This window comes from uncultured Capnocytophaga sp., from assembly GCF_937936315.1.
Taxonomy (GTDB): domain Bacteria; phylum Bacteroidota; class Bacteroidia; order Flavobacteriales; family Flavobacteriaceae; genus Capnocytophaga.
The window spans coordinates 67,533-91,084 of sequence record NZ_CALGWU010000063.1 but is presented as its reverse complement, the minus strand read 5'-3'; the positions used below and the strand labels follow the sequence as shown (position 1 = coordinate 91,084).

General features: G+C 41.2%; 23 protein-coding genes. 20 read left to right on the top strand and 3 right to left on the bottom strand.

The window, feature by feature from the left end; translation table 11 throughout:
* Positions 1–135 precede the first annotated feature (135 nt).
* Together Q0162_RS12900 and Q0162_RS12895 are read left to right on the top strand one after the other, a co-directional pair.
* Entirely contained in the window at positions 136–1,347 is a 1,212-nt protein-coding gene (locus tag Q0162_RS12900; RefSeq protein ID WP_297892496.1) for a beta-ketoacyl synthase, read from the top strand.
* A 69-nt stretch (positions 1,348–1,416) separates the two neighbouring features.
* Positions 1,417–2,469 carry an FAD-binding oxidoreductase gene (locus Q0162_RS12895; RefSeq protein WP_297892493.1) on the top strand — a complete coding sequence of 351 codons (1,053 nt, stop codon included), beginning with the start codon at positions 1,417–1,419 and terminating at the stop codon, positions 2,467–2,469.
* 12 nt (positions 2,470–2,481) lie between these two features.
* Here the strand turns inward: Q0162_RS12895 and Q0162_RS12890 are convergent, their stop codons facing one another.
* Entirely contained in the window at positions 2,482–3,309 is an 828-nt protein-coding gene (locus Q0162_RS12890) for a prephenate dehydratase (RefSeq protein WP_297892491.1), read from the bottom strand.
* A 489-nt stretch (positions 3,310–3,798) separates the two neighbouring features.
* Here Q0162_RS12890 and Q0162_RS12885 point away from each other — a divergent pair, with 489 nt between their 5' ends.
* The 16 genes from Q0162_RS12885 to Q0162_RS12810 all read left to right on the top strand — a co-directional run bounded on the left by Q0162_RS12885 (position 3,799) and on the right by Q0162_RS12810 (position 18,352).
* Positions 3,799–4,581 (top strand): hypothetical protein, encoded by a 783-nt coding sequence (locus Q0162_RS12885; protein WP_297892489.1) that lies wholly within the window; start codon positions 3,799–3,801, stop codon positions 4,579–4,581.
* 61 nt (positions 4,582–4,642) lie between these two features.
* On the top strand, positions 4,643–5,335 hold the full coding sequence (gene prfH / locus Q0162_RS12880) for a peptide chain release factor H (RefSeq protein ID WP_297892486.1): 693 nt from the start codon (positions 4,643–4,645) through the stop codon (positions 5,333–5,335).
* A gap of 111 nt (positions 5,336–5,446) precedes the next feature.
* Positions 5,447–5,854 (top strand): hypothetical protein, encoded by a 408-nt coding sequence (locus Q0162_RS12875; protein WP_297892484.1) that lies wholly within the window; start codon positions 5,447–5,449, stop codon positions 5,852–5,854.
* Between the two features lie 85 nt (positions 5,855–5,939).
* A complete protein-coding gene (locus tag Q0162_RS12870) occupies positions 5,940–6,386 on the top strand; it encodes a hypothetical protein (protein ID WP_095910522.1) in 447 nt (148 codons plus the stop codon).
* An 88-nt stretch (positions 6,387–6,474) separates the two neighbouring features.
* Complete coding sequence (locus tag Q0162_RS12865; RefSeq protein ID WP_297892475.1) at positions 6,475–7,026, top strand: 3'-5' exonuclease; 552 nt, start codon at positions 6,475–6,477, stop codon at positions 7,024–7,026.
* A gap of 6 nt (positions 7,027–7,032) precedes the next feature.
* Positions 7,033–7,869, top strand: coding sequence for a hypothetical protein (locus Q0162_RS12860; protein WP_297892473.1), 837 nt, complete (start codon positions 7,033–7,035; stop codon positions 7,867–7,869).
* Positions 7,870–7,894: 25 nt separating this feature from the next.
* The gene (locus Q0162_RS12855) at positions 7,895–8,233 is read left to right on the top strand and encodes a hypothetical protein (RefSeq protein WP_297892471.1); all 339 of its coding nucleotides are present in this window, start codon (positions 7,895–7,897) and stop codon (positions 8,231–8,233) included.
* The gene (locus Q0162_RS12850) at positions 8,203–8,628 is read left to right on the top strand and encodes a DUF4304 domain-containing protein (RefSeq protein WP_297892469.1); all 426 of its coding nucleotides are present in this window, start codon (positions 8,203–8,205) and stop codon (positions 8,626–8,628) included. Before Q0162_RS12855 ends, Q0162_RS12850 begins: the two co-directional genes overlap by 31 nt.
* Before the next feature lie 6 nt (positions 8,629–8,634).
* On the top strand, positions 8,635–10,026 hold the full coding sequence (locus Q0162_RS12845) for an RtcB family protein (protein ID WP_297892466.1): 1,392 nt from the start codon (positions 8,635–8,637) through the stop codon (positions 10,024–10,026).
* A gap of 144 nt (positions 10,027–10,170) precedes the next feature.
* Positions 10,171–11,124, top strand: a complete 954-nt coding sequence (locus tag Q0162_RS12840) for an AAA family ATPase (RefSeq protein ID WP_297892463.1) — start codon at positions 10,171–10,173, stop codon at positions 11,122–11,124.
* A 6-nt stretch (positions 11,125–11,130) separates the two neighbouring features.
* The gene (locus tag Q0162_RS12835) at positions 11,131–11,589 is read left to right on the top strand and encodes a hypothetical protein (protein WP_297892461.1); all 459 of its coding nucleotides are present in this window, start codon (positions 11,131–11,133) and stop codon (positions 11,587–11,589) included.
* Between the two features lie 189 nt (positions 11,590–11,778).
* Positions 11,779–13,659 carry a S8 family peptidase gene (locus Q0162_RS12830; protein WP_297892458.1) on the top strand — a complete coding sequence of 627 codons (1,881 nt, stop codon included), beginning with the start codon at positions 11,779–11,781 and terminating at the stop codon, positions 13,657–13,659.
* 100 nt (positions 13,660–13,759) lie between these two features.
* A complete protein-coding gene (locus tag Q0162_RS12825) occupies positions 13,760–13,969 on the top strand; it encodes a hypothetical protein (protein WP_297892455.1) in 210 nt (69 codons plus the stop codon).
* Positions 13,970–14,070: 101 nt separating this feature from the next.
* Positions 14,071–14,742 (top strand): MIP/aquaporin family protein, encoded by a 672-nt coding sequence (locus Q0162_RS12820; RefSeq protein ID WP_297892453.1) that lies wholly within the window; start codon positions 14,071–14,073, stop codon positions 14,740–14,742.
* Positions 14,743–14,955: 213 nt separating this feature from the next.
* Positions 14,956–17,538, top strand: coding sequence for a DNA mismatch repair protein MutS (mutS, locus tag Q0162_RS12815; protein WP_297892451.1), 2,583 nt, complete (start codon positions 14,956–14,958; stop codon positions 17,536–17,538).
* A 145-nt stretch (positions 17,539–17,683) separates the two neighbouring features.
* A complete protein-coding gene (locus tag Q0162_RS12810; protein ID WP_297892448.1) occupies positions 17,684–18,352 on the top strand; it encodes a hypothetical protein in 669 nt (222 codons plus the stop codon).
* Between the two features lie 52 nt (positions 18,353–18,404).
* On the opposite strand, the gene Q0162_RS12805 is transcribed toward Q0162_RS12810, so the two are convergent.
* Positions 18,405–19,112 (bottom strand): helix-turn-helix transcriptional regulator, encoded by a 708-nt coding sequence (locus tag Q0162_RS12805; protein ID WP_297892445.1) that lies wholly within the window; start codon positions 19,110–19,112, stop codon positions 18,405–18,407.
* Positions 19,113–19,200: 88 nt separating this feature from the next.
* On the opposite strand from Q0162_RS12805, the gene Q0162_RS12800 reads away from it, so the two are divergent.
* Both Q0162_RS12800 and Q0162_RS12795 read left to right on the top strand, forming a co-directional pair.
* Positions 19,201–21,429: an FAD-dependent oxidoreductase gene (locus Q0162_RS12800; RefSeq protein ID WP_297892442.1), complete on the top strand. Its 2,229-nt coding sequence runs from the start codon at positions 19,201–19,203 to the stop codon at positions 21,427–21,429.
* Between the two features lie 81 nt (positions 21,430–21,510).
* Complete coding sequence (locus tag Q0162_RS12795) at positions 21,511–22,230, top strand: nitroreductase family protein (RefSeq protein WP_095898530.1); 720 nt, start codon at positions 21,511–21,513, stop codon at positions 22,228–22,230.
* A 118-nt stretch (positions 22,231–22,348) separates the two neighbouring features.
* On the opposite strand, the gene Q0162_RS12790 is transcribed toward Q0162_RS12795, so the two are convergent.
* Complete coding sequence (locus Q0162_RS12790) at positions 22,349–23,524, bottom strand: dicarboxylate/amino acid:cation symporter (RefSeq protein WP_297892437.1); 1,176 nt, start codon at positions 23,522–23,524, stop codon at positions 22,349–22,351.
* Positions 23,525–23,552 lie beyond the last annotated feature (28 nt).

The following is a 23,552-nucleotide window of genomic DNA, read 5'->3' as shown; positions in this document are numbered from 1 at the left end:
GATAGCTGGGTATGTGCTGCAAACGCCCTTATACATTTTCTAACGCCTAATTTCGTCATTCGTAACTCGTCATTCGTAAATATTTATTACCTTTGCCCCAGTTTGTTAATTATTAATTATCAATTGTTAATTGTTATGAGAGTAGTTATCACCGGAATGGGTATTTATTCCTGCATAGGCACTTCACTCAGCGAAGTGCGCGATTCGTTATACCAAGGAAAATCGGGTATTGTTTTCTTGCCCGAACGCAAAGAATATGGCTATCGCTCTGCCCTCACAGGCTTTGTAGAAAACCCCGACCTCAAAGGTCTCTTGGGTCGCCGCGAGCGTATTTCTATGGGACAAGAAAGCGAATTTGCCTATATGGCAACCCTCGAAGCGCTTAAAAATGCAGGTATCGATAGCGATTTCTTACAACAAAACGAAGTGGGCATTCTCTATGGCAACGACAGTGTAGCCGAGTCGGTGATTCTTACCAACGACAAGATAAGAGAAAAGAAAGACACCACACTAGTAGGCTCTGGAGCTGTGTTCCGCACAATGAACTCCACTGTAACGATGAACCTCTCTACCCTCTTCCAACTGCGCGGGGTAAATATGAGCATCAGTGCTGCTTGTGCAAGTGGCTCACACTCAGTAGGTTTGGGCTATTTGCTGATACAAAGCGGTATGCAAGACTGCGTGATTTGCGGCGGTGCTCAGGAAATCAACAAGTACAGTATGGGCAGTTTTGATGGTCTTGGGGTCTTCTCAATGCGTGAGGGAGAGCCTGCTTTAGCTTCACGCCCTTTCGATGCCAGTAGAGACGGCTTAGTGCCTAGTGGTGGTGCGGCTACTTTGGTGTTAGAAAGTTACGAATCGGCAATGAGACGCGGGGCAACTCCAATTGCTGAGGTGGTAGGCTATGGCTTTTCGTCTAACGGCGGACATATCTCTACCCCCAATGTAGAAGGACCTGCCCGTGCGATGGCGCGCGCCTTGCAGAATGCAGGAATGCAAGCGGGTGAAATCGACTATATCAATGCGCACGCCACTTCCACCCCCATAGGCGATGCCAATGAAGCAAAGGCTATACACGAGATTTTTGGCAGCCATATCCCTGTGAGTTCCACCAAATCAATGACCGGACACGAGTGCTGGATGGCAGGAGCCAGCGAAGTGATATATTCCGTACTGATGATGCAAAACAGCTTTATAGCCCCTAATATCAATTTTGAAACCCCCGATGAGGCTTCTGCTAAGCTGAATATCATCGCCGAAACTGTAGAACGCCCTATCAATGCCTTTTTGAGCAACTCATTCGGCTTTGGCGGTACAAACTCAGCTTTGGTAATCAAGAAAATTTGAGAATTAGATGCGAGCCATACAAGTAATCACCACACTTAACCCCTGAAACCTAACCCCTGAAACCTGAAAATGTATGACTTTATCATCATAGGCGCGGGACTTGCAGGCGTAAGCTTTGCCCATACCCTCGAAAAAAACGGCAAAACCTTCTGCCTCCTCTCCGATCACTCCCAAGTGGCGAGCGTTATTGCGGGAGGGGTTTATAATCCCGTTGTTTTAAAGCGATTTACCCCCGTTTGGCATTCCGAGGATATAATGAATAGTGCCAACCGTTTTTACGACGAAATTGAGGCTAAAATGCAATGTCAATTCCGCGTTCCTATACACGTAGTGCGCAAATTCGCTTCTGTAGAAGAACAAAACAATTGGTTTACAGCTTCCGATAATCCGCTGCTCGCTCCTTATTTGAGTCCTGTGATATTGCCCGCCCTTAATGAGGCACTTCCAGCGCCCTTTGGCTTAGGCGAAGTGCTCCACACAGGGAGATTGGAGGTACAACACTATATAAATGAAAGTATAAAACGTTGGCAAACAGAAGGGGTGTGCTATGAGAAGACTTTTGTGTACAACGATTTAGAAGTATACGATACACACGTTGCTTATTGCGGAGTTACTGCCCAAAATATCATTTTCTGTGAAGGCTGCGGTATTGCCAAAAATCCGTATTTCAGCAAATTGCCTATGCGTCCGTGTAAAGGGGAGACACTCACTATCAGCGCTCCTGGTTTGCAGTTGCAACACATCTACAAAAGTGATGGGGTACTGATTCCGTTAGGTGATGATAAGTATATACTTGGCGCTACTTACGACCCCGAAGATTTAACTGAAGTAATTACCGAAACTGCTCGTACCGAACTTTTAGAAAAACTGCGCAAAATGACGAGTGTTCCTTATGAAGTGCTAAGTCATCAAGCCGCGATTCGCCCTACAGTAGCCGATAGACGACCCCTTTTAGGGCAACATCCTCAACACTCACATCTGTGGGTGTTCAATGGTTTAGGAACCCGAGGTGTACTCAATGCCCCTTACTGCGCTCAAGTGCTTTACCAAGCCGCTTTTGAAGAAATAGAAATCCCCCACGAAATGAATATCAACCGCTTCGCCAAGAGATTTAGGTATTAATCTTCTTACCTCTTATCTATTATCTGAGATAAATTTTCCCAAAACCTTCAGTTCCTCTGTCATTATCTCCAAAAGTTGCATAGCTTGCTCAAATTGGGCGTAATGTTCAAACCCTACATCCACGAAAAAAGCGTACTTCCAAGGTGTTTCTATCACTGGCAACGACTGTATTTTGGTCATATTTATATCGTGGTCGCGCAACACGTTCAGCACGGTAGAAAGACTTCCGCTCTTGTCGTATACTTGGAATTTTAGCATAGCTTTATCGATTGCTTCTTTTGGTAGATGGTTATCAGTAGTAGAAAGCACCACAAAGCGTGTAGCGTTGCGTTTGATAGTTTGGATACTTTCAGCTAATATCGGTAAGTGGTAAAGCGCAGAAGCTGAGGTTGAGGCAATTGCAGCGACACCTTTCAGCTGCTGCTCGTGAATTTCTTTAGCAGCTTGAGCGGTGTTAGTAGCTTCTACCAAACGGATATGAGGATAATTTTCAAAAAAATCTTTGCACTGCAACAGTGCCATATAGTGTGAGCGCACTTCGGTAATATCGGCTAAAGTTTGATTGCCAAGAGCCATCAGGTGGTGCTGAATATTCATATAGTACTCGCCCGTGATGTGCAAGTTGTTGCGGTCGATAAGCGCATAGTTAGGCAGTATAGCCCCTGCAATGCTGTTTTCAATCGCCATTACCCCCCATTGGGCTTCCCCATTTAAGAGTTTTTTCACCACTATATCAAAATTGCGACATTCTATAACGGTTATATCCTTACCAAAATAGGCTTCAGCTGCCTGATAATGGAACGAACCTTGGGTACCTTGTATGGCTATTTTTTCATTCATAATGCAAAAATACATCTTTTTTCTTGCATATTCAAAAAATTGTTGTACCTTTGCCCCCGACTTTAAGAATTATCGTTTAACTAAATACAAAAAATACACACGAAGAAATGACCTATATCAAGTTACATATCGCATCTGTATTACCTTTCCACAAGGTAACGCTTCGTGGCGTATCCGCTTGATTAGAACAATAGTATAATATATAGAAGAGCCCGAAGCACCCCGCTTCGGGCTTTTTGTTTTTCCTCACCCCTGAAAGCTGTTTTAAAAGTCTCAAAATCGCTTTTGTGTCGCTACACTTTGGCAAAGTTTTAATTGCTCGTCGTGCTACGACCTTTGGCAAAGTTGATCAATTTGATAATCAATAGCTTTTGTAGTATGTTATGTAGGGGCGTTTTGCAAACGCCCACATAAATAAAACTTTTCAGGCACTTTCAAATTTTCCCGAAGCAATTTGTTAATTATTAATTGTCAATTGTCAATTGAAAAATGGGAAATCTATATATTACCCCCGAAGGCGTTTCTCGCCTGCGCAATCTGCGTTCTCGTAAGCGCATTGCTCGAGAAGACCACGAGAAGTATTTGCGCGAATGTATCAAACGCCAAAAAGTACTCTTTAAACAACGCCGTGAACTGCCACTTGTGCCACTCGAAAAACCCTACCAAAAGGGCTATGTGCGTTTCTTTGTACTGAGGGAAGATGTGCGACAAGGCAAACAAGCCGATTTCTTTGAAACACTTTTAGAGAAAATCAACACCTATCAATACGCCGATACGCGTAAGTTCCAGAAGAAGAAAAAGCGCCGTGGCAAGCGTGTTTACATAGCTCGCAAACAGGAATTGTACTCTTTTAGTCAGTGGGAATGGGAAAGAGCCCTTGAAAGGGGAAAGTTCACTGAAAAGGAACGCGCCTATTTTGCGAGGATAGAGTGTTTCAATCGCCAAAAAGACCGTTTTGAAACCTATTACGAGTTTACCGAAGCGTGGCGTTTTGAATTGCGTATAAAGCCTAATATGATCACCCACTACCGTCCGGTAGATGTAGCCATAGAGCGAGAACTCGCCGAGCTTGATAAAATCATAAATGACCATAAGAACTGGGGGATTATCCATAGCAAAATCTATGGAGGCAGTTATTCGTGGAATCAATTCCAAAAGCGCTATACGCCTAAGGAAAAGTACAAACGCACCCCGCTGAAAGAAATTGCAACTCTTAAGTATCACACCTCAGCAATGGAAATCGCTGATATCCTTTTAGAGGTCAATCTTTAACCCCAATCCGACCAGTCTGCCCCGTCAGACTCGTCCGATTTACAAAAAACCAAAGAAAAAAATGCAAGAAAAAATCATACAAATCACCGCTGGTCGCGGTCCTTTAGAATGCCAATGGGTAGTGGCAAAAGTACTCAAGACTTTCCTGCAAGAAGCTACTCAAGCAGGCATCAGCTATACCATTCTCAGCCGTGAGGAAGGCGATGCCAATCTCACTGTAAAATCGGTTACCTTGCTACTTAAAGGCAAGGAGTTAGCACCATTTTTGAAAACTTGGCTCGGCACCGTGTGCTGGGTAGGTAAGAGCACTTTTCGCAAATTCCACCAGCGCAGCAATTGGTATATAGGCGTTTTTGAACTCGACCAACTGCAACGCCAGACTTTTTCAGAGCGCGATGTACAGTTCCAAACCACTCGCTCGCAAGGCAATGGCGGACAGAATGTGAACAAGGTAAATTCGGCAGTACGCGCCACCCACCTGCCCACAGGTATCAGCGTATTGGCACAGGATTCGCGTTCGCAACTCGACAATAAAAAACTCGCTCTTGCCCGCCTTAAAGAAAAACTCGCCGAAATGGAGCTTCAGCAACTCGCCGAGCAAGCGCAAAACCATTGGAACAATCACACCCAAGTGCAACGCGGCAACCCTGTACGCACTTTTAAAGGTACTGATTTCAAAAGCACTTATGTAGAAAAAAGCTATAAAAAAGAACGCGCCGCTGCCAAGAGGGAAATTAGAGAATTAACAGATTAGCAAATGCTTGTCGTGCTACGACCTTTACTAAAGTTGAAAAGAATTTCAGCAACCCTCTAAGTTATTCTGAGTTTCTCCGAGATATCAGCATCTCTCAAAAAAATAAACTTTATGACCGGAAGAATGTACCAAGATACCCATTTCAACCTTAGCATACTCAATGGTTTGACCATAGAGCAACTCAAAGTGTGTGTAAATCCTGATGATGGAGGTGTTTTAATCGTCTATCTGAAAGCTGAAGGACAACCTATTTTTCATTTCTTTTTAGATGTGGGTATTGCTTTTTGTGAGTGTTGGAATGAGTATGAAGTAGATGAGGACGATGATGACTATTGCTTTGACGACCTTACGGAGGTTTGGCAACTCAAAGGCAAACACATTAGCGCTATTTTTGCCGAAGAAGTAGCCGGAAATAGTGAAATTACTTTTCTTTTGGAAGAAGGTGAAAAACTCAGGCTCTACTATAGCCCCACAGAAGATAAGAGCTATTTCATTAAGGACAATAAGGCAATGAGGTAATTTGCCAATTTGTCAATGAGTGCGTCTCGCATCTCGGAGATATTCCAAGTTTCTCAAGAAAATACTAATAACCCTATTCATTACTATGGAAGAACAGATACAAGAACTTTTAAATAGCATTCCCCAAGGAGTTACTTACACTACTTTCCCTGAAGATCTCGAACCTGAGGATATTTCACAAGAACGCATTGAAGGTCTTAAGAAACTGCTTACTCACGAAGATGTCTTTATTGAGCTTTGTGCTGCCAAATTGCTTTGTGCGTGGGGGATAGATGAAGGTTTTAAGACTTTAATACAACTGTATGAAGCAGGGGATGCCGAAGGTTATTTTACGCATCGTTTGCACGGTTATGATGAAACTGCAGAACAACTTCTCTGGCCACTGTTGTATTATCAATCTACTAAAGAAGAGATTTCAGAAGAAGCAGGCGAGAAAGCTCAACAACAAATTCGCCCTTATGTAAAACAATTGCTACAAAAGGTACATAACCCAGAGCAATGGAAAAAATATGTAAAGGATATTATCAATTAATACATTCATTCTATCACAAAAAGAAATATTCACGGTATTCGTATTTTTGAAAGTGATATAGTATGAGTTTCATTAAAAAATTAAAACAATGACAAACAAAATCATTATTATAGACTTAGAAGCGACTTGTTGGGAGGGAATACCTCCCAAAGGAGAAGTGAGCGAAATTATAGAAATTGGCATTTGCCTGTTCGATACCCTTACAGGTGAGATTAGCGATAACAGAGGTATTTTGGTAAAGCCTACGCATTCCAAAATCAGTCCTTTTTGTACCCAACTTACCACCCTTACCCCCGAACTGGTGGCGCGGGAAGGCGTGAGTTTTGAGGAAGCCTTGCAAATCCTTAAAAAGGAATACCAAGCCTATCAGTACACTTGGGCGAGTTATGGCAATTACGACAAAAATATGCTCCAAAAGCAATGTGCCCTTAGGAAACTGCCTTACCCAATGCGCAATGAGCATATCAATGTAAAGGAACTTTTCCAAGAGGTAACCCAGCACCCCAAGCGATTGGGAATGCATCAGGCACTGAGCTATCTCAAGCTACCCCTTGTAGGAACCCACCACCGCGGCAAAGACGATGCTTATAACATTGCTAAGATAATGCACTGCTTGTCTCATTATCAATTGACAAATTAATTCGCAATGAAAAACAACCTTATTTACGGCGTTCATATTATTGAAAGTGATCTCGCTATTGAACTGGAAGCTATAGTGGAAGATGCTTATCACTATGGGGCTACAGAAGCTGAAATACGCTTCCTTATGGATACTTTTCGCAAGGAAGCTGTGCGCACTGCTTTGGAGAAGGAAATATTTTTGACCCTTCGCCTTGATATGTTGTGGCAGTATGGGTGGTTGCGCCCTGAGGAGGTAGCTCCCCTGCAACAGTTGGTACAAAAAGGAGTTTCTAAAAAGTGGCTACAGCAGTTTGGTACTGATACCCCTCAGATGAGTTATGAAAAACGACAACAGCAAGTAGTACGACTGCTCTCTCGCCTTGCCACTGCCAATACAGCAGTGCCTGCACGCGAACATTGGCAAAAGGTAACTGATTTCCTTTTTGCGCCTTATGAAGTGCTGAGCGTACCCTTGTCGGGAGGTCAGTATGGTGCGGTATGGCTATTGAGGACTGATAACTATGAGGGCGACGGACATTATACATTCGTGGAACTATTGTATAAAAGCACTGAAAAGCCAACGATGGAATCGCTAATGGAGGCGCGCCTTCAGCTGATGGGAGATGGTCAGGCGGAAGTGCTCAGTGATGTGCGTAGGGTGAGTCATAAAGCCTTGTTGCTCTTTGCCGAACGTTTGGAACGAATAGGTACTGCCATTCCTAAGAAATCCCTGCCAGCGCCTTCGCCCTATATAATAGCCTACGATTCTTTTGAGAAATTCGTACAGCGATGGAACAGCGATACAGGTATCCCCGATAAAAGGAAAAGAAAGAAGTTCAAGTCAGTCGTTGCCCATTGGTAAATTAGTAAATTGACAAATCAATCCTATGAAAAAGTTTGAATTTAAATACCAATTTGAGTTCTTTTGTTCCCCTATTTGGATAGAGGAAAATGTGAAGAATCCTACCCCTCGCAATGTGGAGATTGCGGATTTGGATATCAATCCTTATTTGAAAGAAGAATTAGAGGAACTCAACCACTTGTATCAAGAGATTTTCAATGACAATTACCCTCCTGAATCCGATTTCAAAGATGCCGTAAGTGAGTATATATTTGTAAACCGCGTACTTGTTTCGGCAAAACTTTTAGAGAAAGAAGTAGGGGAGCAATACACTTTTGTCTTTGATTACCCCAAATGGAGAGAAAAATTAGCAAATCTACTATGAAAGAAAAAACAGCTACACAAATTGAGTTCGATGAGATGGTAAAAGAACTCTATCAAATACTAAAACCCTTAGGATTTAAGAAAAAAGCACTACATTTTTACCGAGTAGTGGAACAAAGCCTACAAATGATTTCTATTCAAAAAGGCGCTTATGGCAGTGCCGATGAAATCTATTTCACGGCAAATATCAAAAAAGCCCCTTATAAGGAGCCTATCTCTTTCTATCCGGATGATAATACACAGCGTATAGGTGATATCAAAGGCAATGGTGATATTTGGTATGAGTTTTCTGGCACTATCGTCGATATTTTTAAACGAAAACAAAAATTTAAAGAGAATAGAGAAGCCTTTTTGAGTGATATACAGCAAATCGTGCTTCCTTATCTATCTAATTAGCAAATTATGGCAAATTTAAAACTCAAAGGGAAAGACCTCCTCAAGTTAGGCTTCCCAAATAATCAATCTATTAATGTAGCGTTAGAAGTGATGAAACGCAATTACGCTACTAAAAACTTGGCGTATGTAAAATCCGTACTTGAAGATATTTTAAAAAATCCTGCGCAGTACGAAGGACACCTTACTTTTGGTCAGATAGCCGAGGCGCTGCTTTCGTCTACTAAAACCGAAAAACGACAGCTCAACGCTACCCGTGCGCCTTATCATATCTTTGGTGACGACATCACTGAAGAGGCTAAAACGCAACTCTATACGGCTCTCAAACTTCCTATTTCGGTAGGGGGTGCGCTAATGCCTGATGCTCATAGTGGCTATGGGCTGCCCATAGGGGGCGTGCTGGCAGTGGAGAATGCCGTCATTCCTTATGGCGTAGGCTTGGACATCGGTTGCCGTATGTGCCTCAGTATCTTGGATATCCCTGTATCCTACCTTTCGGGCGCACGTGATAAGTACGAGAAAGCCCTTGCCGAGCATACGAAGTTCGGTATGTACGAAACTCATAAATCGCACGTAGACCACGAGATTTTCGACCGTGATACTTTTTCACTGATTCCTATCCTCAAGCGATTGAAAGATAAGGCAATCAAGCAGATGGGTACTTCGGGCAGTGGCAATCACTTTGTGGAGTTTGGCGAGGTAGAACTCTTAGCAGACGACCCTCAAATAGGCTTACCCAAAGGAAAATATCTCGGTATACTTTCGCATAGTGGGTCGCGTGGCTTTGGTGCGGAAATCGCTCAGTATTATGTGCGTGTAGCAGCCGAACAATGTCCGCTACCCAAAGAAGCCCAACAGTTTGCGTGGCTCGACCTCAATACCCACTTAGGGTTAGAGTATTGGACGGCTATGAATCTTGCCGGCGATTACGCATCTGCCTGCCACGACGATATTCACCGCCGATTGATAAAGGCTGTAGGTGGTCGCCTGAGAGCGCGTATCGAGAACCACCACAATTTTGCGTGGAAAGAAATTCACGATGGCAAGGAGGTAGTAGTACACCGCAAAGGAGCGACTCCAGCAGGGGAGGGGGTATTGGGTATTATTCCCGCCTCAATGACCGATGCCGGCTACATAGTGCGAGGCAAAGGCAATGCACAAAGTTTTAGCTCAGCTTCACACGGGGCAGGGCGCGCTTTCTCGCGCAATGAGAGCAAGAACCGCTTTACCAATTCCGATATCAAAAAAGCCCTCAAAGCCAAAGATATCACCCTCATCGGAGGCAATGCCGAAGAAGCCCCTATGGCGTATAAAAATATAGAAACCGTAATGGCTTCACAAAGCAATTTGGTAGATATCATCGGTACTTTCCAGCCACGCATCGTGCGAATGGACAAGTAAAAAGAGTTTTTCTATAAAATAATATTTTGAATATTGATAATAAGTCCGTACTTTTGTCCCTTGAGCTGGTATTTTTAGAGTTTTAATTGTAGCAAATTAATGAATTTCAGTTTTAAAAAAAATATATAAATAATAAACCATAGTATGGCAACAGCAAATCAATTAAAAACGCTCATCAAGAGCCATTTTGACGACAATAGTGAAAAATTTAATACTGTTGCATTACAAATTGCAGCTTATGAAGCTAAATTAGGGCATATCAATTTAGCTAATGATATACGAAAAATTATTGATGCTGAAAAGTTTAATAAGCCTAAGTTCAGAAATATAGACCCCAGTTTACAAGGTTTACTTTTAGAAATACATCCACAAGAGCATCTTGTAGATTTAGTTGTTGATCCACAAATTAAAAAAAGGATAGAAAGAATAATTAATGAATTTACTTATAGAGATAAGTTATTTAGGCATAATCTTGAAAATAGGCGAAAAATTCTTTTTTCTGGACATCCTGGCACAGGAAAAACAATGACAGCATCAGTAATAGCTAATGAGTTACATTTGCCTATATACGTTGTGCTAATGGACAAAATAGTAACAAAATATATGGGTGAAACAAGTGCCAAATTGCGACAGATATTTGATTACATAGAAGATGTGCCTGCCGTCTATCTTTTTGATGAGTTTGATGCTATTGGAGGACAGCGTGGAAAAGATAATGAAGTAGGAGAGATGCGTCGTGTGTTAAATTCATTTCTGCAATTTATTGAAAGAGATCACTCTGACAGTTTAATTATTGCCGCAACTAACAACTTAGAGTTATTAGACCAAGCATTATTTAGGCGTTTCGATGATGTAATTCACTACCAACTCCCAACTGATCAGGAAAAAATACAATTACTTAAAAACCGACTCAATGGAAATCTTTCACAAAAGGATATTGATTTGATTTTACCTGAATTAACATCCTTAAGTCATGCAGAAATCAATCAAGCTTGTTTAGATGCGATAAAAGAATCTGTAATAAATGAAGTTAAAATTTCTCCTGATTTGGTAATAAAGACCATTCGAGAAAGAAAATCAGCCTATAACTTAAAGTAGAAAACGATGAACAAATATGAACATATCATTATTCCTCAAGAGATAAAAAGAGATATGGACTATTCTCCCATAGGTAGTGGAGGAAGTGCCTTTTCTATACCTGAGAGAAACCGACAAGAACATGCTCAATACTTACAAAAAAGATTTGATGCCATTAAGGCAGAAAATACAGAAGTTAAGCAACAAATGACAGCGCTCTCTCTACCTGCAAGAAGAGGAACTTACCTTGAATTCTCAAGTACATTGGGTTATGATTTAGTATCAAAAAGTTTAGAAAATCAAGAAGCAGGTATTCGATTGTTAAACATTCGACAGGTAACAACAGAAGATGATCAAAAACAAACCTTTGCAACGATCTATATTCCTCATGGAGAGGAAAACGTACTCTTAGGTAAATTGCATAAATACGCGACAGAAGAGCGCAATGGAAAACCTAAAAATGACACTCTTTTTCGTAGTATTTAAGATGTTAAATTAGCTCTTTTAGAAGCATTATGGACTGATAATCAAGAAGATTTTCCAACTGAAAGAAATGATTGGTACGAAGTATGGATTAGGATTTCAGGAATAGAAAAAGCTACTATAGATCAGCAATGCAATAGGTTTAAAAAATCCTTACAAAGTCTTCATATTTCTTACAAAGAAGATTCAATTTTGAAATTTCCTGAAAGAGCAGTATTTTTGGTGTGTGCAAATAAAATATCTTTGGCTAATTTATTAGCCTGCTCGGATCAATTAGCAGAATTGCGTATGGGGCGTGCACTAACAGGATTTCTATTTAATGAAAACAGAAGTGAACAACAAGAATGGGTAGATGATTTACGTAGTAGGATTCAAATCAACAATAATACAAGCTCAGTTATTTGTGTCCTAGATTCAGGTGTAAACAATGGTCATCCTCTTTTAGAACTTGTTATTACTGAAAAAAATTGTGGAACTGTCGTTGGACAGGGGATTGCAGATGGAAATGGTCATGGTACAAGAATGTGCGGAACAGTCATTTATGGAGATATGTCTTCTTGTCTTGCCAATAATCAAACAATACAAATTGATAATCAGGTAGGTTCAGTTAAATTGTTACCACATAATCGTCCTAATCCAAAAGAAATATGGGGGGCTTTAACTGAACAAGCGGTGGCAACATCTGAAATTATATTTCCTCGAAAAACAGTTTGCTATTGTATGGCAATAACAGCAGAAGATAGTGAACAAGGAAAACCAACATCTTGGTCAGGTGCTGTTGATTCAGTTGCATACAACAATGGTAATATAGGTCGCTTATTTATGGTTTCTGCTGGTAATATTAGAGATATAAACTTTTTAGATAAAGATATTATCAATGCTTATCCTAATAACCATAGTCTTCGAAAAATTCAGAATCCAGCACAAGCATGGAATGCTTTAACCATTGGAGCTTTTACAAATATAGTTGCTCCAAACAGCCAAGAATTAAGAGGGTATGAACGTGTTGCTCCGATAGGAGGAATTAGTCCTTTTTCACGAACTTCATTACTATGGGATAAGACCTCATTGATAAAACCAGAAGTGATGTTTGAAGGAGGAAATTTATATAAAACTAATGACTCTTTACTTCCCTTTAGTACTCATCAAGATTTAGAATTGATGACAACAAGTGAAAACTATCAAAAAAGGGGGTATTTTGAGACTATTAATGCAACAAGTGCTGCAACAGCTTTAGCTTCAAACTTTGCAGGTAGATTGCAAGTTAAGTATCCTCATTTATGGGCAGAAAGTATTCGTGGATTAATTGTTCATTCTGCAAAATGGACACCGACTATGGAAGAACAATTTCCTGTCAGAAAGGGGAATAGAGCTGATATGATACAAAGACTACGTCATTGTGGTTATGGCGTACCATCAGAAGAAAGAGCTTTTTATAGTACTGAAAATGGTTTGACCTATATCGCTCAGGAAGAAATACAGCCCTTTATTAAGGAAGGTAAAAATGCTCCTAAAATGAATAAAATGCACTTCTTTGAGCTACCTTGGCCCCGTGAGATCTTAGAACAACTTGCAGAAACAAATGTTACAATGCGGGTAACTTTATCATATTTTATTGAACCAGCACCCGGGGAAATCGGCTGGAAAGATAAATATAGATATGCTTCTTGTGGATTACGTTTTGATGTAAATACAGAAAATGAGAGCGAAAAAGCTTTTACATCCAGAATTAACAAGGCAATTGAGGCTGAAGAAAATGAAGAACGCAGTAAAAATGATTCAAAAAGATGGTTAATAGGAGCTGACAATAGAAATAGAGGTTCAATACATTCTGATGAATTAAACCTTACGGCAGCTCAATTAGCTACTTGCAACTTGATTGCTGTTTATCCTATTGGAGGATGGTGGAAAACACGTACTAATTTGAAGAAGTATAATGAAAAATTGCGATATTCTTTGATAGTTTCTTTAGATACTCCTGCTGAAAATATAGATTTGTATAATGCTGTAAAAACAAAGATAGAAACTATGATCAAAACTCCTATTGAAGTGAAAATTCCTACGAACAATTAATATAGAAAAAGCTGCTAAGCACTCCGTTTGGCAGCTTTTTTTATAAATTATACTACAAGCTCTCCCAACAAATTTACTCATTTGTTAATTCTGTTTCTCTATGAAAAAGAAACACTCCTCTCACATAAAAAATATGCTATATGTTTTGTTGCTTCCGCTACTTTTCATTGGTATATTGTTTAGTCGCTTTTTTGATAAGATGGACGAAAAAAATACATCTTCGCACTATTCTCGCTTGGATATTCTCGCCCATTACTGCCCTATATATAGGGTTGCGGTGGGTAGCGAAAAAACTTTTTGGACAAAGTAAATTCTAATAGTAAGACTTTTTTTATATAAAAAAATTGTTTTTCTATGTATTTTTTATACCTTTGCCACTCAATAATAAATACGTTTAATTAAAAAAAGAATATGAAAAAGTATTTAGCAGAAATGTTTGGCACTATGGTGCTTGTTTTAATGGGATGTGGTGTAGCTGTAAGTTTAGGTTGCACAAATGCCGATCCTTCAACAGTAATTGGTACAGCCTTAGCTTTTGGTTTATCGGTTGTAGCAATGGCTTATACCATAGGAGGTGTTTCAGGATGCCATATCAATCCAGCGATTACGTTAGGGGTATTCCTTTCAGGAAGAATGAATGGCAAGGATGCTGTGGGCTATATGATCTCACAGGTTGTTGGAGCACTAATTGGTTCAACGCTTTTGTTTGTTCTAACCTCTAATGCAGGTTTGACAGGTACTGGTGCTAATGATTTGCAAGATGCAAATGTAACTGTTTTAGGCGGTCTGTTAGCAGAGATTATTTTCACTTGCGTATTTGTGCTCATCGTTTTAGGAGCAACGTCAAAAGAAAATGGTGAAACCAACAAATTTGCTGGCTTGGCTATTGGTTTAGGTTTAGTGCTTGTTCATTTGGCTTGTATTCGTTATACAGGAACTTCAGTGAATCCTGCGCGTAGTATAGCTCCGGCTCTCTTTGCAGGTGGCTCAGCCTTAGAACATCTTTGGATTTTCATTGTAGGTCCATTTATTGGCGCTTGTTGCGCTGCAGGTATCTGGAAAGTGATTGAAACCAAAAAATAAAAATTCTTCAGAATTTATAAAAAAACAAGGTGTCACAAGCACCTTGTTTTTTTATGCCTCCAATTTTCTAATTCTCAAATTGACAAATTATTACTACTTTGCCCTTCAAAACTTTTCACTTTTCACTTTTCACTTTTCAATTAGCTAATTGACAAATTATTACTATCTTTGCCCTTTCAAAACTTTTTACTCTTAACTTTTTACTAAAAATATATGGCAAAAGAAACCCCACTAATGAAGCAGTACAATCAGATAAAAAGCAAATATCCTGATGCTTTACTGCTGTTTAGGGTAGGCGATTTCTACGAAACTTTTGGCGAAGATGCCGTAAAAGCCGCTCATACCCTCGACATTGTGCTCACCAACCGCAACAACGGCACCGAGCGCAGTGAATTGGCGGGTTTTCCTTACCATTCTATCAATACCTATCTCCCCAAACTCGTAAAAGCGGGCTACCGCGTGGCAATATGCGACCAGCTGGAAGACCCTAAACTCGTGAAAGGCATCGTAAAACGAGGTGTTACTGAACTCGTTACCCCAGGGGTTGCCCTCAACGACGATATATTGCAAAGCAAGAGCAACAACTTCTTAGCCTCAGTATGGTTGGGCAAACAAAGTTGCGGTGCAGCTTTCCTCGATGTTTCTACCGGTGAGTTCTTGGTAGCACAAGGCGATAAAACCTATATCGACAAGCTCTTGCAGAACTTCCGCCCCAGCGAACTGCTCGTTGCTAAACACCAAAAAAAGGAATTTGCCGAGCATTTTGGCGACGACTTTCACTGTTTCTACTTGGAAGATTGGGTCTTTAAAGACGATTACGCCCAGCAGGTACTCACCAAACACTTTCAAACCAACTCTCTCAAAGGCTTTGGCGTAGACGAACTCACCGAAGCGATTCTTACCGCAGGGGCTATTCTCTATTACTTATCCGAAACCCAACACCACCAACTCCAACACATTACTGCCATTCAGCGCATCGCCGAAGAGGCTTATGTATGGCTCGACAAGTTTACCATTCGCAATTTGGAACTCTATGCGGGCAATACCACCCCCTCGGTGAGTTTGCTCGATGTGATTGATAAAACGCTATCGCCTATGGGCAGTCGTACCCTCAAACGCTGGTTGGCGTTACCGCTGAAAAAGTTAGACAAAATCCGTCAGCGTCACGAGGTGGTAGATTATTTTTTGAAACACATTGATGTATTAGAGCAGGTGAAAACTGCCCTCAGTCGTATGGGCGACATCGAACGACTCATTTCTAAAGTCGCTACTCTGAAAATCAATCCGCGGGAGGTAGTACAATTGCGTGCTTCCTTGGAACATATCCCCCTAATAAAACAGTTGTGTTTGGCTTCTGCCAATGAATCGCTTACCCTTTTGGGCGATAAGCTCCACAGTTGCGAACAGCTCAGTACCCACATCGCCGAAACACTCAATGAAGATGCCCCTGTGAACATCGCCAAAGGCAATGCTATCGCCAAAGGTTTTTCGGTAGAATTAGACGAACTACGCGGACTCTCGCATTCGGGCAAAAGCTATTTAGACGATTTGCTCTTGCGCGAAAGCCAACGCACGGGCATTCCTTCTTTGAAAATAGATAGCAACAACGTGTTTGGCTACTATATCGAAGTGCGCAACACTCATAAAGATAAAGTCCCGCCCGATTGGATACGCAAGCAAACCCTTGTGAATGCCGAGCGTTATATCACCGGAGAACTCAAAGAATACGAAGCCAAAATATTAGGCGCTGAAGAAAAAATAGCACAATTAGAGCAATCGCTATACGCCGAACTGATTGCTTTTATCAGTGAGTACATCGGTCAGGTACAGACGAATGCTACGCTTATCGGTCAGCTGGATTGCCTCTGTGGTTTTGCTACTTTGGCGATGGAAAACAACTATCACCGCCCCGAGATGAACGAGGGGTACGCCATTGACATTAAGGACGGTCGCCACCCTGTGATTGAAAAGCAACTGCCCGTTGGTACGCCCTACATCGCCAACGATGTGTATTTAGACCGTGAACACCAGCAAATCATAATGATTACCGGACCTAATATGTCGGGTAAATCGGCTATTTTGCGACAAACCGCCCTGATAGTCCTCTTGGCGCAGATAGGCAGTTTTGTGCCTGCTGCTACTGCTCAATTAGGTATCGTCGATAAGATATTCACCCGTGTAGGGGCAAGCGATAACATTTCTATGGGCGAATCTACTTTTATGGTCGAGATGAATGAGGCAGCCCTCATTTTGAACAACATCTCCGATAGAAGTTTGGTGCTCTTGGACGAAATCGGGCGTGGTACTAGCACCTACGATGGTATTTCCATAGCGTGGGCAATCGCCGAATATTTGCACGAACACCCCAGCAAAGCCAAAACTCTTTTTGCGACCCACTATCACGAACTCAACGAGATGAGTGAGCAGTTCGAACGCATCAAGAATTACAATGTATCGGTAAAAGAAACCAAAGACAGTGTACTTTTCTTGCGCAAACTCACCGAGGGGGGGTCAGCGCACAGTTTTGGGATACACGTAGCGAAGATGGCGGGAATGCCCCAATATGTGATTCAGAAGGCGAATAAAATGCTTAAAAAGCTCGAGGAGAGTCATAATGTAGTACCCACTGCCGAAGTGGTTAGAAACGCCCAAAAAGAAATGCAATTGAGCTTCTTTGATATGAACGATCCACTCTTAGAAGCCCTAAAAGAAGATTTACTCAGTCTCGACATCAACACCCTCACCCCCGTAGAGGCACTGATGAAACTCAACGAAATGAGAAAAAAAATTAGCTAATTAGCAAATGACGAGTTACGAATTACGAGTTACGAGTGGTGTCGCTACACTTTGGCAAAGTTTCTACTCGCCCGTCGTGCTACAACCTTTGCCAAAGTGCAAAACCTACTTCCTGCTCCCTGAAACCTAAAAATAAATAATAAAAATGAAAAAAACAATTCATACACTTTGTGCAGTCGTATTTGCACTGCTTACCATTATCGGATGTTCTAAATCTGATGATAATAATGGAGAAGAGAAAAAACAAGAAAAGAAAGAGGAAAAGAAAGAGGAAAAGAAATTAATAAAAACTAGTAATTTCAATATACCTAAAGAAGCTAAAGATATTATCTCTGAGGAGATTATGGGACAAATGGCAGCCAACGGAATGACTATCAACGAAGGTATGAATCCTCCTGACATTCAAGGAATTTTTAATGCAAATACCTTTGAATTGGTATATAGTAATTTAGAGGAAGAAAATAAAGGTATTGGACTTATATCCCTAGATTATTATTTTAAATTCTACGATCAAAAAAATATAAAGATAAAAACTAGTTTTACTTCAGGAGGTGATAATATTGCTTCAGAACAAGAAAGTATTATTTCAGGCTCAGGAAATAAGTTTACAGTTTATATGAGAGTAAGTGGAACTAAAAGAGAAGCAACCTATAAAATAGCAATCGTTATCTCAGGAGAAATTAACTCAGAAGGGATTAGAAATTGTATGGTAGGACTTTATATGTTAGAAAAAAATGATCCTAATAATGAAATATTGGCTGTGAAAAGAATACGTATTTGGGTTAATCAGGATAAATTTGCCGTAAGAGAATAGAATAATTAACAGTTAATGATTTAACAAAAAAGAAAAAGAACAATCTAACCCCCTACAAAACCCCTTTTCTCCTCGCGATGTCAATCGCTTCTATAAGGCTTTCGGCATTGAACTTTTCCCGTATATTTTGTCGGTGTCTATTCACGGTGTAAGTGCTGATGAAGAGTTTTTCAGCTATTTCCTTGCTTGAAAAACCTTGAGAGGCAAGTGTGAGTATTTCCTTCTCCCGCGGGGTAAGTGCAAAAGTGTCCTCTTCTTCTATTTTTATAGGGATAATCTCCCCCGTTATACAGTGTTTCATTTGCACCCTCACTGGCAAATTCTCCGATTGGTCAGGCGCAATTTCAATGATGCCTAAGGCGAGGTAATTATCGTCCGTAACTTCTAAGCGTTGCATCTCGTTAGTTACGCGCCCATAAGTGCCATCGGTTGCCATTCCGCGATAGTCGTAAATGTATTTGTACTGCACTTGCTCTTCTTTGGGCAAAGCCGATAGAAACTCGCGAATCTTCTCATCTATGAGCTCTTTCATCGCCAAATCATCGGGGTGGATGCGCCGTTTTAGCGGATAATCTTGTATTTCGTTGCTGTTGTTTTGAGGAATATCGTCATAACCAAAGAGTTTAAACTTATCAGAAATAAAATAATAGTGCTCGTCTTTATCTACTATAAAAACGGCATTATTCCCTATTTTTGCTAGCATTTCGGCATAAGGGATATACTTCTGTGCCAAGATTTCCATAGAAGCTGAGGTGCTCATCGTCAATTAAAAATGGTTATTTTTGCGTATTGCCACACTCGCGCAACCGCCGTAATTTTGCCCCAAAATTAATAATTATTTCTCAAAGATGAAAAATTACAACAGTATTATTATAGGCAGTGGCTTGGGTGGACTCATCGCTGGAGCTACTTTGGCACTCTGGGGCAAGAAGGTAATTGTGCTCGAACAACACTACATCGCAGGTGGTTGTGCTACCGCTTTTAAGCGTAAAGATTACCTAATGGAAGTAGGGTTGCACGAAATCGATGGACTCCACGAAACCGACCCTAAACGTCCTATCTTAGAACTTTTAGGGGTGTTTGATGAAGTAGAGTTTCTAAAAGTACCCGAATTCTACCATTTGAAGAAGCAAAACTTCCAGTGTACTCTACATCACGGGGCAGAAGCCAAGGAAAAACTCATTGCCGATTTTCCCGATAGCAAAGCTGAAATCGAACGCTTTTTTAAACTCATCAATAGGCTTTATGCCGAAATGCGTCGGCTCCCCCGCAACAAATGGCTCAATATATTGCTCTACCCACTGATGCCTTTCTTGATTCCTACGATCATCAAAATTTCTACAATGAATACAGGTGATTGGCTGGATGCAAATATCAAAGATGAAGCACTCAAAAACGTACTCACGGCTAATTTTGGTTATTATACGGATGACCCTTATAACCTCTCGCTGATGTACTTCCTGATGGCACAAGGTAGCTATCTAAACGGAGGGGGCAACTTCGTGAAAGGGGGTTCGCAATCGCTGTCTAACTACTTGGTGCGCTTTATTGAAAAACGTGGCGGACAAGTGCTTACAGGTAAGTTTGTAGAAGAAATTTTGGTGGAAAACAACCAAGCGGTGGGGGTGAGCTATCGCGATACGTTCAACAGTGCGACAGCTAAACAATCGCTCTATGCCGATAGTGTGGTCGCCAATGCTGCCCAACCTATAGTCGCCCAGATGCTCCCCGAGCCTTATCGTTCTAAATTAGCGCAAAAGGTAGCACCTTTAGAACTCGCCTGTTCCTTGCTCACCATTTATTTGGGTTTCAATACCGATTTGAAAAAACTCGGCGTAAACCACTATTCTACCATCATTCAGGGTCAAAAAGATTATAAACTGAAAGATGTAAAAGCCGATTCGCAAGGTGATTGGGCTCAAAAATCATTTACTTTTGTGAATTATGGGGTAGTAGATGCCCAGTTAGCTCCTGAGGGAAAGACGGTAGGAGTAATTTGTGCTATTGATTACCTCAAAGAATGGGAAGGACTCAGTGAAGCGGAATATCAGCAGAAGAAGGAAAGAGTCGCACAGTTGTTTTTAGCCCGTTTAGAAGCCGAATTTCCCACTATTCTTCAGTACTTGGAGTATTACGAGGTGGCGACTGCCAAAACGATAAAAAGATACACTTTAAACCCGCAGGGCACCCCCTATGGTTATGTGCAATCGGTGAAACAAACTTATCCTAAACGCGATAAGCTCACCACTTCACCACTGAAAAACTTATACTTTGCCTCAGCTTGGGCGCCTTCAGGTGGGGGGTATTCAGGGGCGATTTACAGCGGTTTTATGACGGCAAACAAGATGAAAACCCAAGTGAAATGGCGTGACTACGCCCCCTCAACGCTCACCGATGAACGCTGTGTAAAACTCTTAGCCAAAGAAATTATCGCCCATAACACTATCTTGCTCACTTTTGAAAAACCTAAAGATTTGGAATATAAAGCAGGGCAGTATGCTGTTTTACGCCTCGATAACCCTCGTTATACTGCATTGGATATACCTTTGCGTCCACTTTCAATGGTCTCTCATCCTAAAGATGACACTTTGCAATTCGCAATGCGCCTCAGCGATAGCAGTTTTAAGAAGAGCGTTGCCGCAATGGCGATAGGCGATACCGCTACGATATTCGCCCCTATGGGTAATTTCACTCTTAAAGCAGAAAATAAACGCATCGTGTTCCTCGCCTCAGGCATTGGCATTACCCCCGTACTCCCGATGCTCAAAACCTTAGCACAACAGCAATTTGCAGGTGAAGTAGCAGTGTTCTACTCTAATAAAACCGAAACCTCAGCCGCTTTTCACAGCGAATTACAACACAGCACTTTGGCTAATTATAGCTATCTGCCCGTGTTCACTGCCACCCAAAAGCGCCTCAACGCTACTTTCTTAAAGGAACATCTCCACACCCTCACCGATTGTGAGTATTACATCGTGGGAACCAATAGCTTTACCAAAGCAATGCAGGAACTCCTTCTCAACGAAAAAGTCCCTGCAGCGTTTATTTTTAAAGATGATTTTGGTTCAGCTTCCTGATGCTTTATTGTCTAAAAACAAATCGGCTAATTTGCTAAAAGTGTAGTGATGTAAATTAATTATCAAATATCAATTATAAATATGTTAAAAGACATTTTAGATTTTAGAAGGGCGGTGCGTTATTACGCTTCTACGCCTATTAGTGAAGAGAAGGTGCAAGAGTGCCTTAAATTGGCTACTCTAGCGCCTACCACCTATAATATGCAGTTGTATGAGGTATATCACATCACCGATAAGGAACTACTCAAAAAGCTAGGACACGCTTGCCTTGACCAGCAAACGGCTACTACAGCGCAGCAAATGGTAGTATTCGTTGCCCGACAAGACAAACACCGTCTGCACGCCAAGAAGGTTCTAGAGTTTGAACGCGGTAATATACAGCGCAATAGTCCGCCAGAGAAACAAGCCAAGCGCATCAAGGAACAAGAGAAGTTTTACAACCAGCTGATGCCTTTTCTCTTTAGCAGGTGTTTTGGTCTTTTGGGTCTTTTGCGCAAGACTTTTGGGGTAGTTAGCAGTTGGTTTCGCCCTATGATGCAACTCGTTTCTGAAAGTGATATGCGGGTGAATGTACACAAGAGTTGCGGATTGGTAGCGCAAACCTTTATGCTGGCAATGGCAGAAGCAGGCTATGACACCTGCCCTATAGAAGGCTTTGATAGCCGACGTGTAAAAAAGATATTACACCTGCCTTATGGAGCAGAAGTGAATATGCTCGTATCTTGCGGACTGCGTGAAGATCAAGGCATTAGGGGAGAACGTTTTAGGCTTCCTTTTGAAGAAATATACAAAAAGAAATAAGAGCAGTGATTAATGATTAATGGTTAATGGTTAATGATAGGAATTTGACGACAGAGTTTATTCTTGCCTAAAAACAAATCGCCAAATTCCTATCTCTTTTTTATCTCTTACCTCTTATCTAACCCCTCTCCCCTGAGTCCTCTCTCTTCGCAATTTTATCAACAATCAGTGCTACAGCACCGTCGCCAGTAACGTTGCAGGCAGTTCCAAAGCTGTCCATAGCGATGTAGAGAGCGACCATCAGTCCTTGCAAACTCTCGTCAAAACCGAGGATAGTGTTCAGTACTCCTAAGGTCGCCATTATGGCACCTCCAGGAACACCAGGGGCAGCGATCATCACCACGCCCAACATCAGTATAAAGCCGGCAAAGAGAGAAAAATCATAAGGTACCCCTTGGATCATCATTAGGGCAAGGGCGCAAGCGGTGATTTTCATTGTACTCCCCGATAGGTGAATAGTAGCACAAAGCGGAATGACAAAGCCAGCAATGCGTTGTGAAATCCCTAATTTTAGCGATTGTCGCAAGGTTACAGGTATAGTAGCTGCTGAGGATTGAGTACCCAAAGCAGTGGCATACGCAGGTAGCATTGTACCCAAGGCTTTGAAAGGATTCTTGCCCGAAATACCCCCTGCAATAAGATACTGAATGATGAGCAAGCAAATGTGCATTACAAAGAGGATAACAATGAGTTTGAAGAACACCTCCATTATAGCAAGCACTTGTCCGCTATAAGTAATTTCAGCAAAAATACACAAGATGTAGAAAGGTAATATAGGGATAATAGCTTTTACAATCAACCATTTGATAATATCGCCAAACTCGCGTATCACATTGGTGAGTTTAGATTCTTCGTTGAACGATAAACCTATCCCTATGATAAACGAGAAAACTAAAGCACTCATCACATCGGCAAGTGGGGGCATTTCAATCGTAAAATAAGGAGCAGATTTCACACTGTTTTCAGCAAGAGAAGCGAGTTGTTCGCCTTGTAAGAGTGAAGGGAAGATAGCCTCGCCCACTAAATAAGTAGAAAAACCTGAAAATAGCGTAAAAACATAGGCAATCCCTACCGTGATGAGCAATAGTTTACCCGCATTCTTGCCTAAATCGGCGATAGAAGGCATAATGAGTCCCATCATAATCAAGGGGATAGCAAACTTGAGGAAATTGCTAAATAATGATTGAAAAGTGAGAAGTATGCGGTATAACCATTCTGGTGCATAGTTGCCGAGGAGTATTCCTAAGAGGATACCACAAATCACCCTCACGAGAAGATTGTTGAAGATTTTCATAGCTCACTAATATTTTATAATTAATTGA

Excerpts from the sequence above, each read along its gene's own strand:
- Q0162_RS12850 (WP_297892469.1), top strand. The coding sequence starts at position 8,203 with ATGGAGAGAAAAATTAGCAAATCTACTATGAAAGAAAAAACAGCTACA.
- Q0162_RS12885 (WP_297892489.1), top strand. The coding sequence starts at position 3,799 with ATGGGAAATCTATATATTACCCCCGAAGGCGTTTCTCGCCTGCGCAAT.
- Q0162_RS12820 (WP_297892453.1), top strand. The coding sequence starts at position 14,071 with ATGAAAAAGTATTTAGCAGAAATGTTTGGCACTATGGTGCTTGTTTTA.
- Q0162_RS12860 (WP_297892473.1), top strand. The coding sequence starts at position 7,033 with ATGAAAAACAACCTTATTTACGGCGTTCATATTATTGAAAGTGATCTC.
- Q0162_RS12865 (WP_297892475.1), top strand. The coding sequence starts at position 6,475 with ATGACAAACAAAATCATTATTATAGACTTAGAAGCGACTTGTTGGGAG.
- Q0162_RS12845 (WP_297892466.1), top strand. The coding sequence starts at position 8,635 with ATGGCAAATTTAAAACTCAAAGGGAAAGACCTCCTCAAGTTAGGCTTC.
- Q0162_RS12795 (WP_095898530.1), top strand. The coding sequence starts at position 21,511 with ATGTTAAAAGACATTTTAGATTTTAGAAGGGCGGTGCGTTATTACGCT.
- Q0162_RS12835 (WP_297892461.1), top strand. The coding sequence starts at position 11,131 with ATGAACAAATATGAACATATCATTATTCCTCAAGAGATAAAAAGAGAT.
- Q0162_RS12870 (WP_095910522.1), top strand. The coding sequence starts at position 5,940 with ATGGAAGAACAGATACAAGAACTTTTAAATAGCATTCCCCAAGGAGTT.
- Q0162_RS12805 (WP_297892445.1), bottom strand. The coding sequence starts at position 19,112 with ATGAGCACCTCAGCTTCTATGGAAATCTTGGCACAGAAGTATATCCCT.
- prfH (WP_297892486.1), top strand. The coding sequence starts at position 4,643 with ATGCAAGAAAAAATCATACAAATCACCGCTGGTCGCGGTCCTTTAGAA.
- mutS (WP_297892451.1), top strand. The coding sequence starts at position 14,956 with ATGGCAAAAGAAACCCCACTAATGAAGCAGTACAATCAGATAAAAAGC.
- Q0162_RS12890 (WP_297892491.1), bottom strand. The coding sequence starts at position 3,309 with ATGAATGAAAAAATAGCCATACAAGGTACCCAAGGTTCGTTCCATTAT.
- Q0162_RS12810 (WP_297892448.1), top strand. The coding sequence starts at position 17,684 with ATGAAAAAAACAATTCATACACTTTGTGCAGTCGTATTTGCACTGCTT.
- Q0162_RS12900 (WP_297892496.1), top strand. The coding sequence starts at position 136 with ATGAGAGTAGTTATCACCGGAATGGGTATTTATTCCTGCATAGGCACT.
- Q0162_RS12825 (WP_297892455.1), top strand. The coding sequence starts at position 13,760 with ATGAAAAAGAAACACTCCTCTCACATAAAAAATATGCTATATGTTTTG.
- Q0162_RS12895 (WP_297892493.1), top strand. The coding sequence starts at position 1,417 with ATGTATGACTTTATCATCATAGGCGCGGGACTTGCAGGCGTAAGCTTT.
- Q0162_RS12790 (WP_297892437.1), bottom strand. The coding sequence starts at position 23,524 with ATGAAAATCTTCAACAATCTTCTCGTGAGGGTGATTTGTGGTATCCTC.
- Q0162_RS12855 (WP_297892471.1), top strand. The coding sequence starts at position 7,895 with ATGAAAAAGTTTGAATTTAAATACCAATTTGAGTTCTTTTGTTCCCCT.
- Q0162_RS12875 (WP_297892484.1), top strand. The coding sequence starts at position 5,447 with ATGACCGGAAGAATGTACCAAGATACCCATTTCAACCTTAGCATACTC.
- Q0162_RS12800 (WP_297892442.1), top strand. The coding sequence starts at position 19,201 with ATGAAAAATTACAACAGTATTATTATAGGCAGTGGCTTGGGTGGACTC.
- Q0162_RS12840 (WP_297892463.1), top strand. The coding sequence starts at position 10,171 with ATGGCAACAGCAAATCAATTAAAAACGCTCATCAAGAGCCATTTTGAC.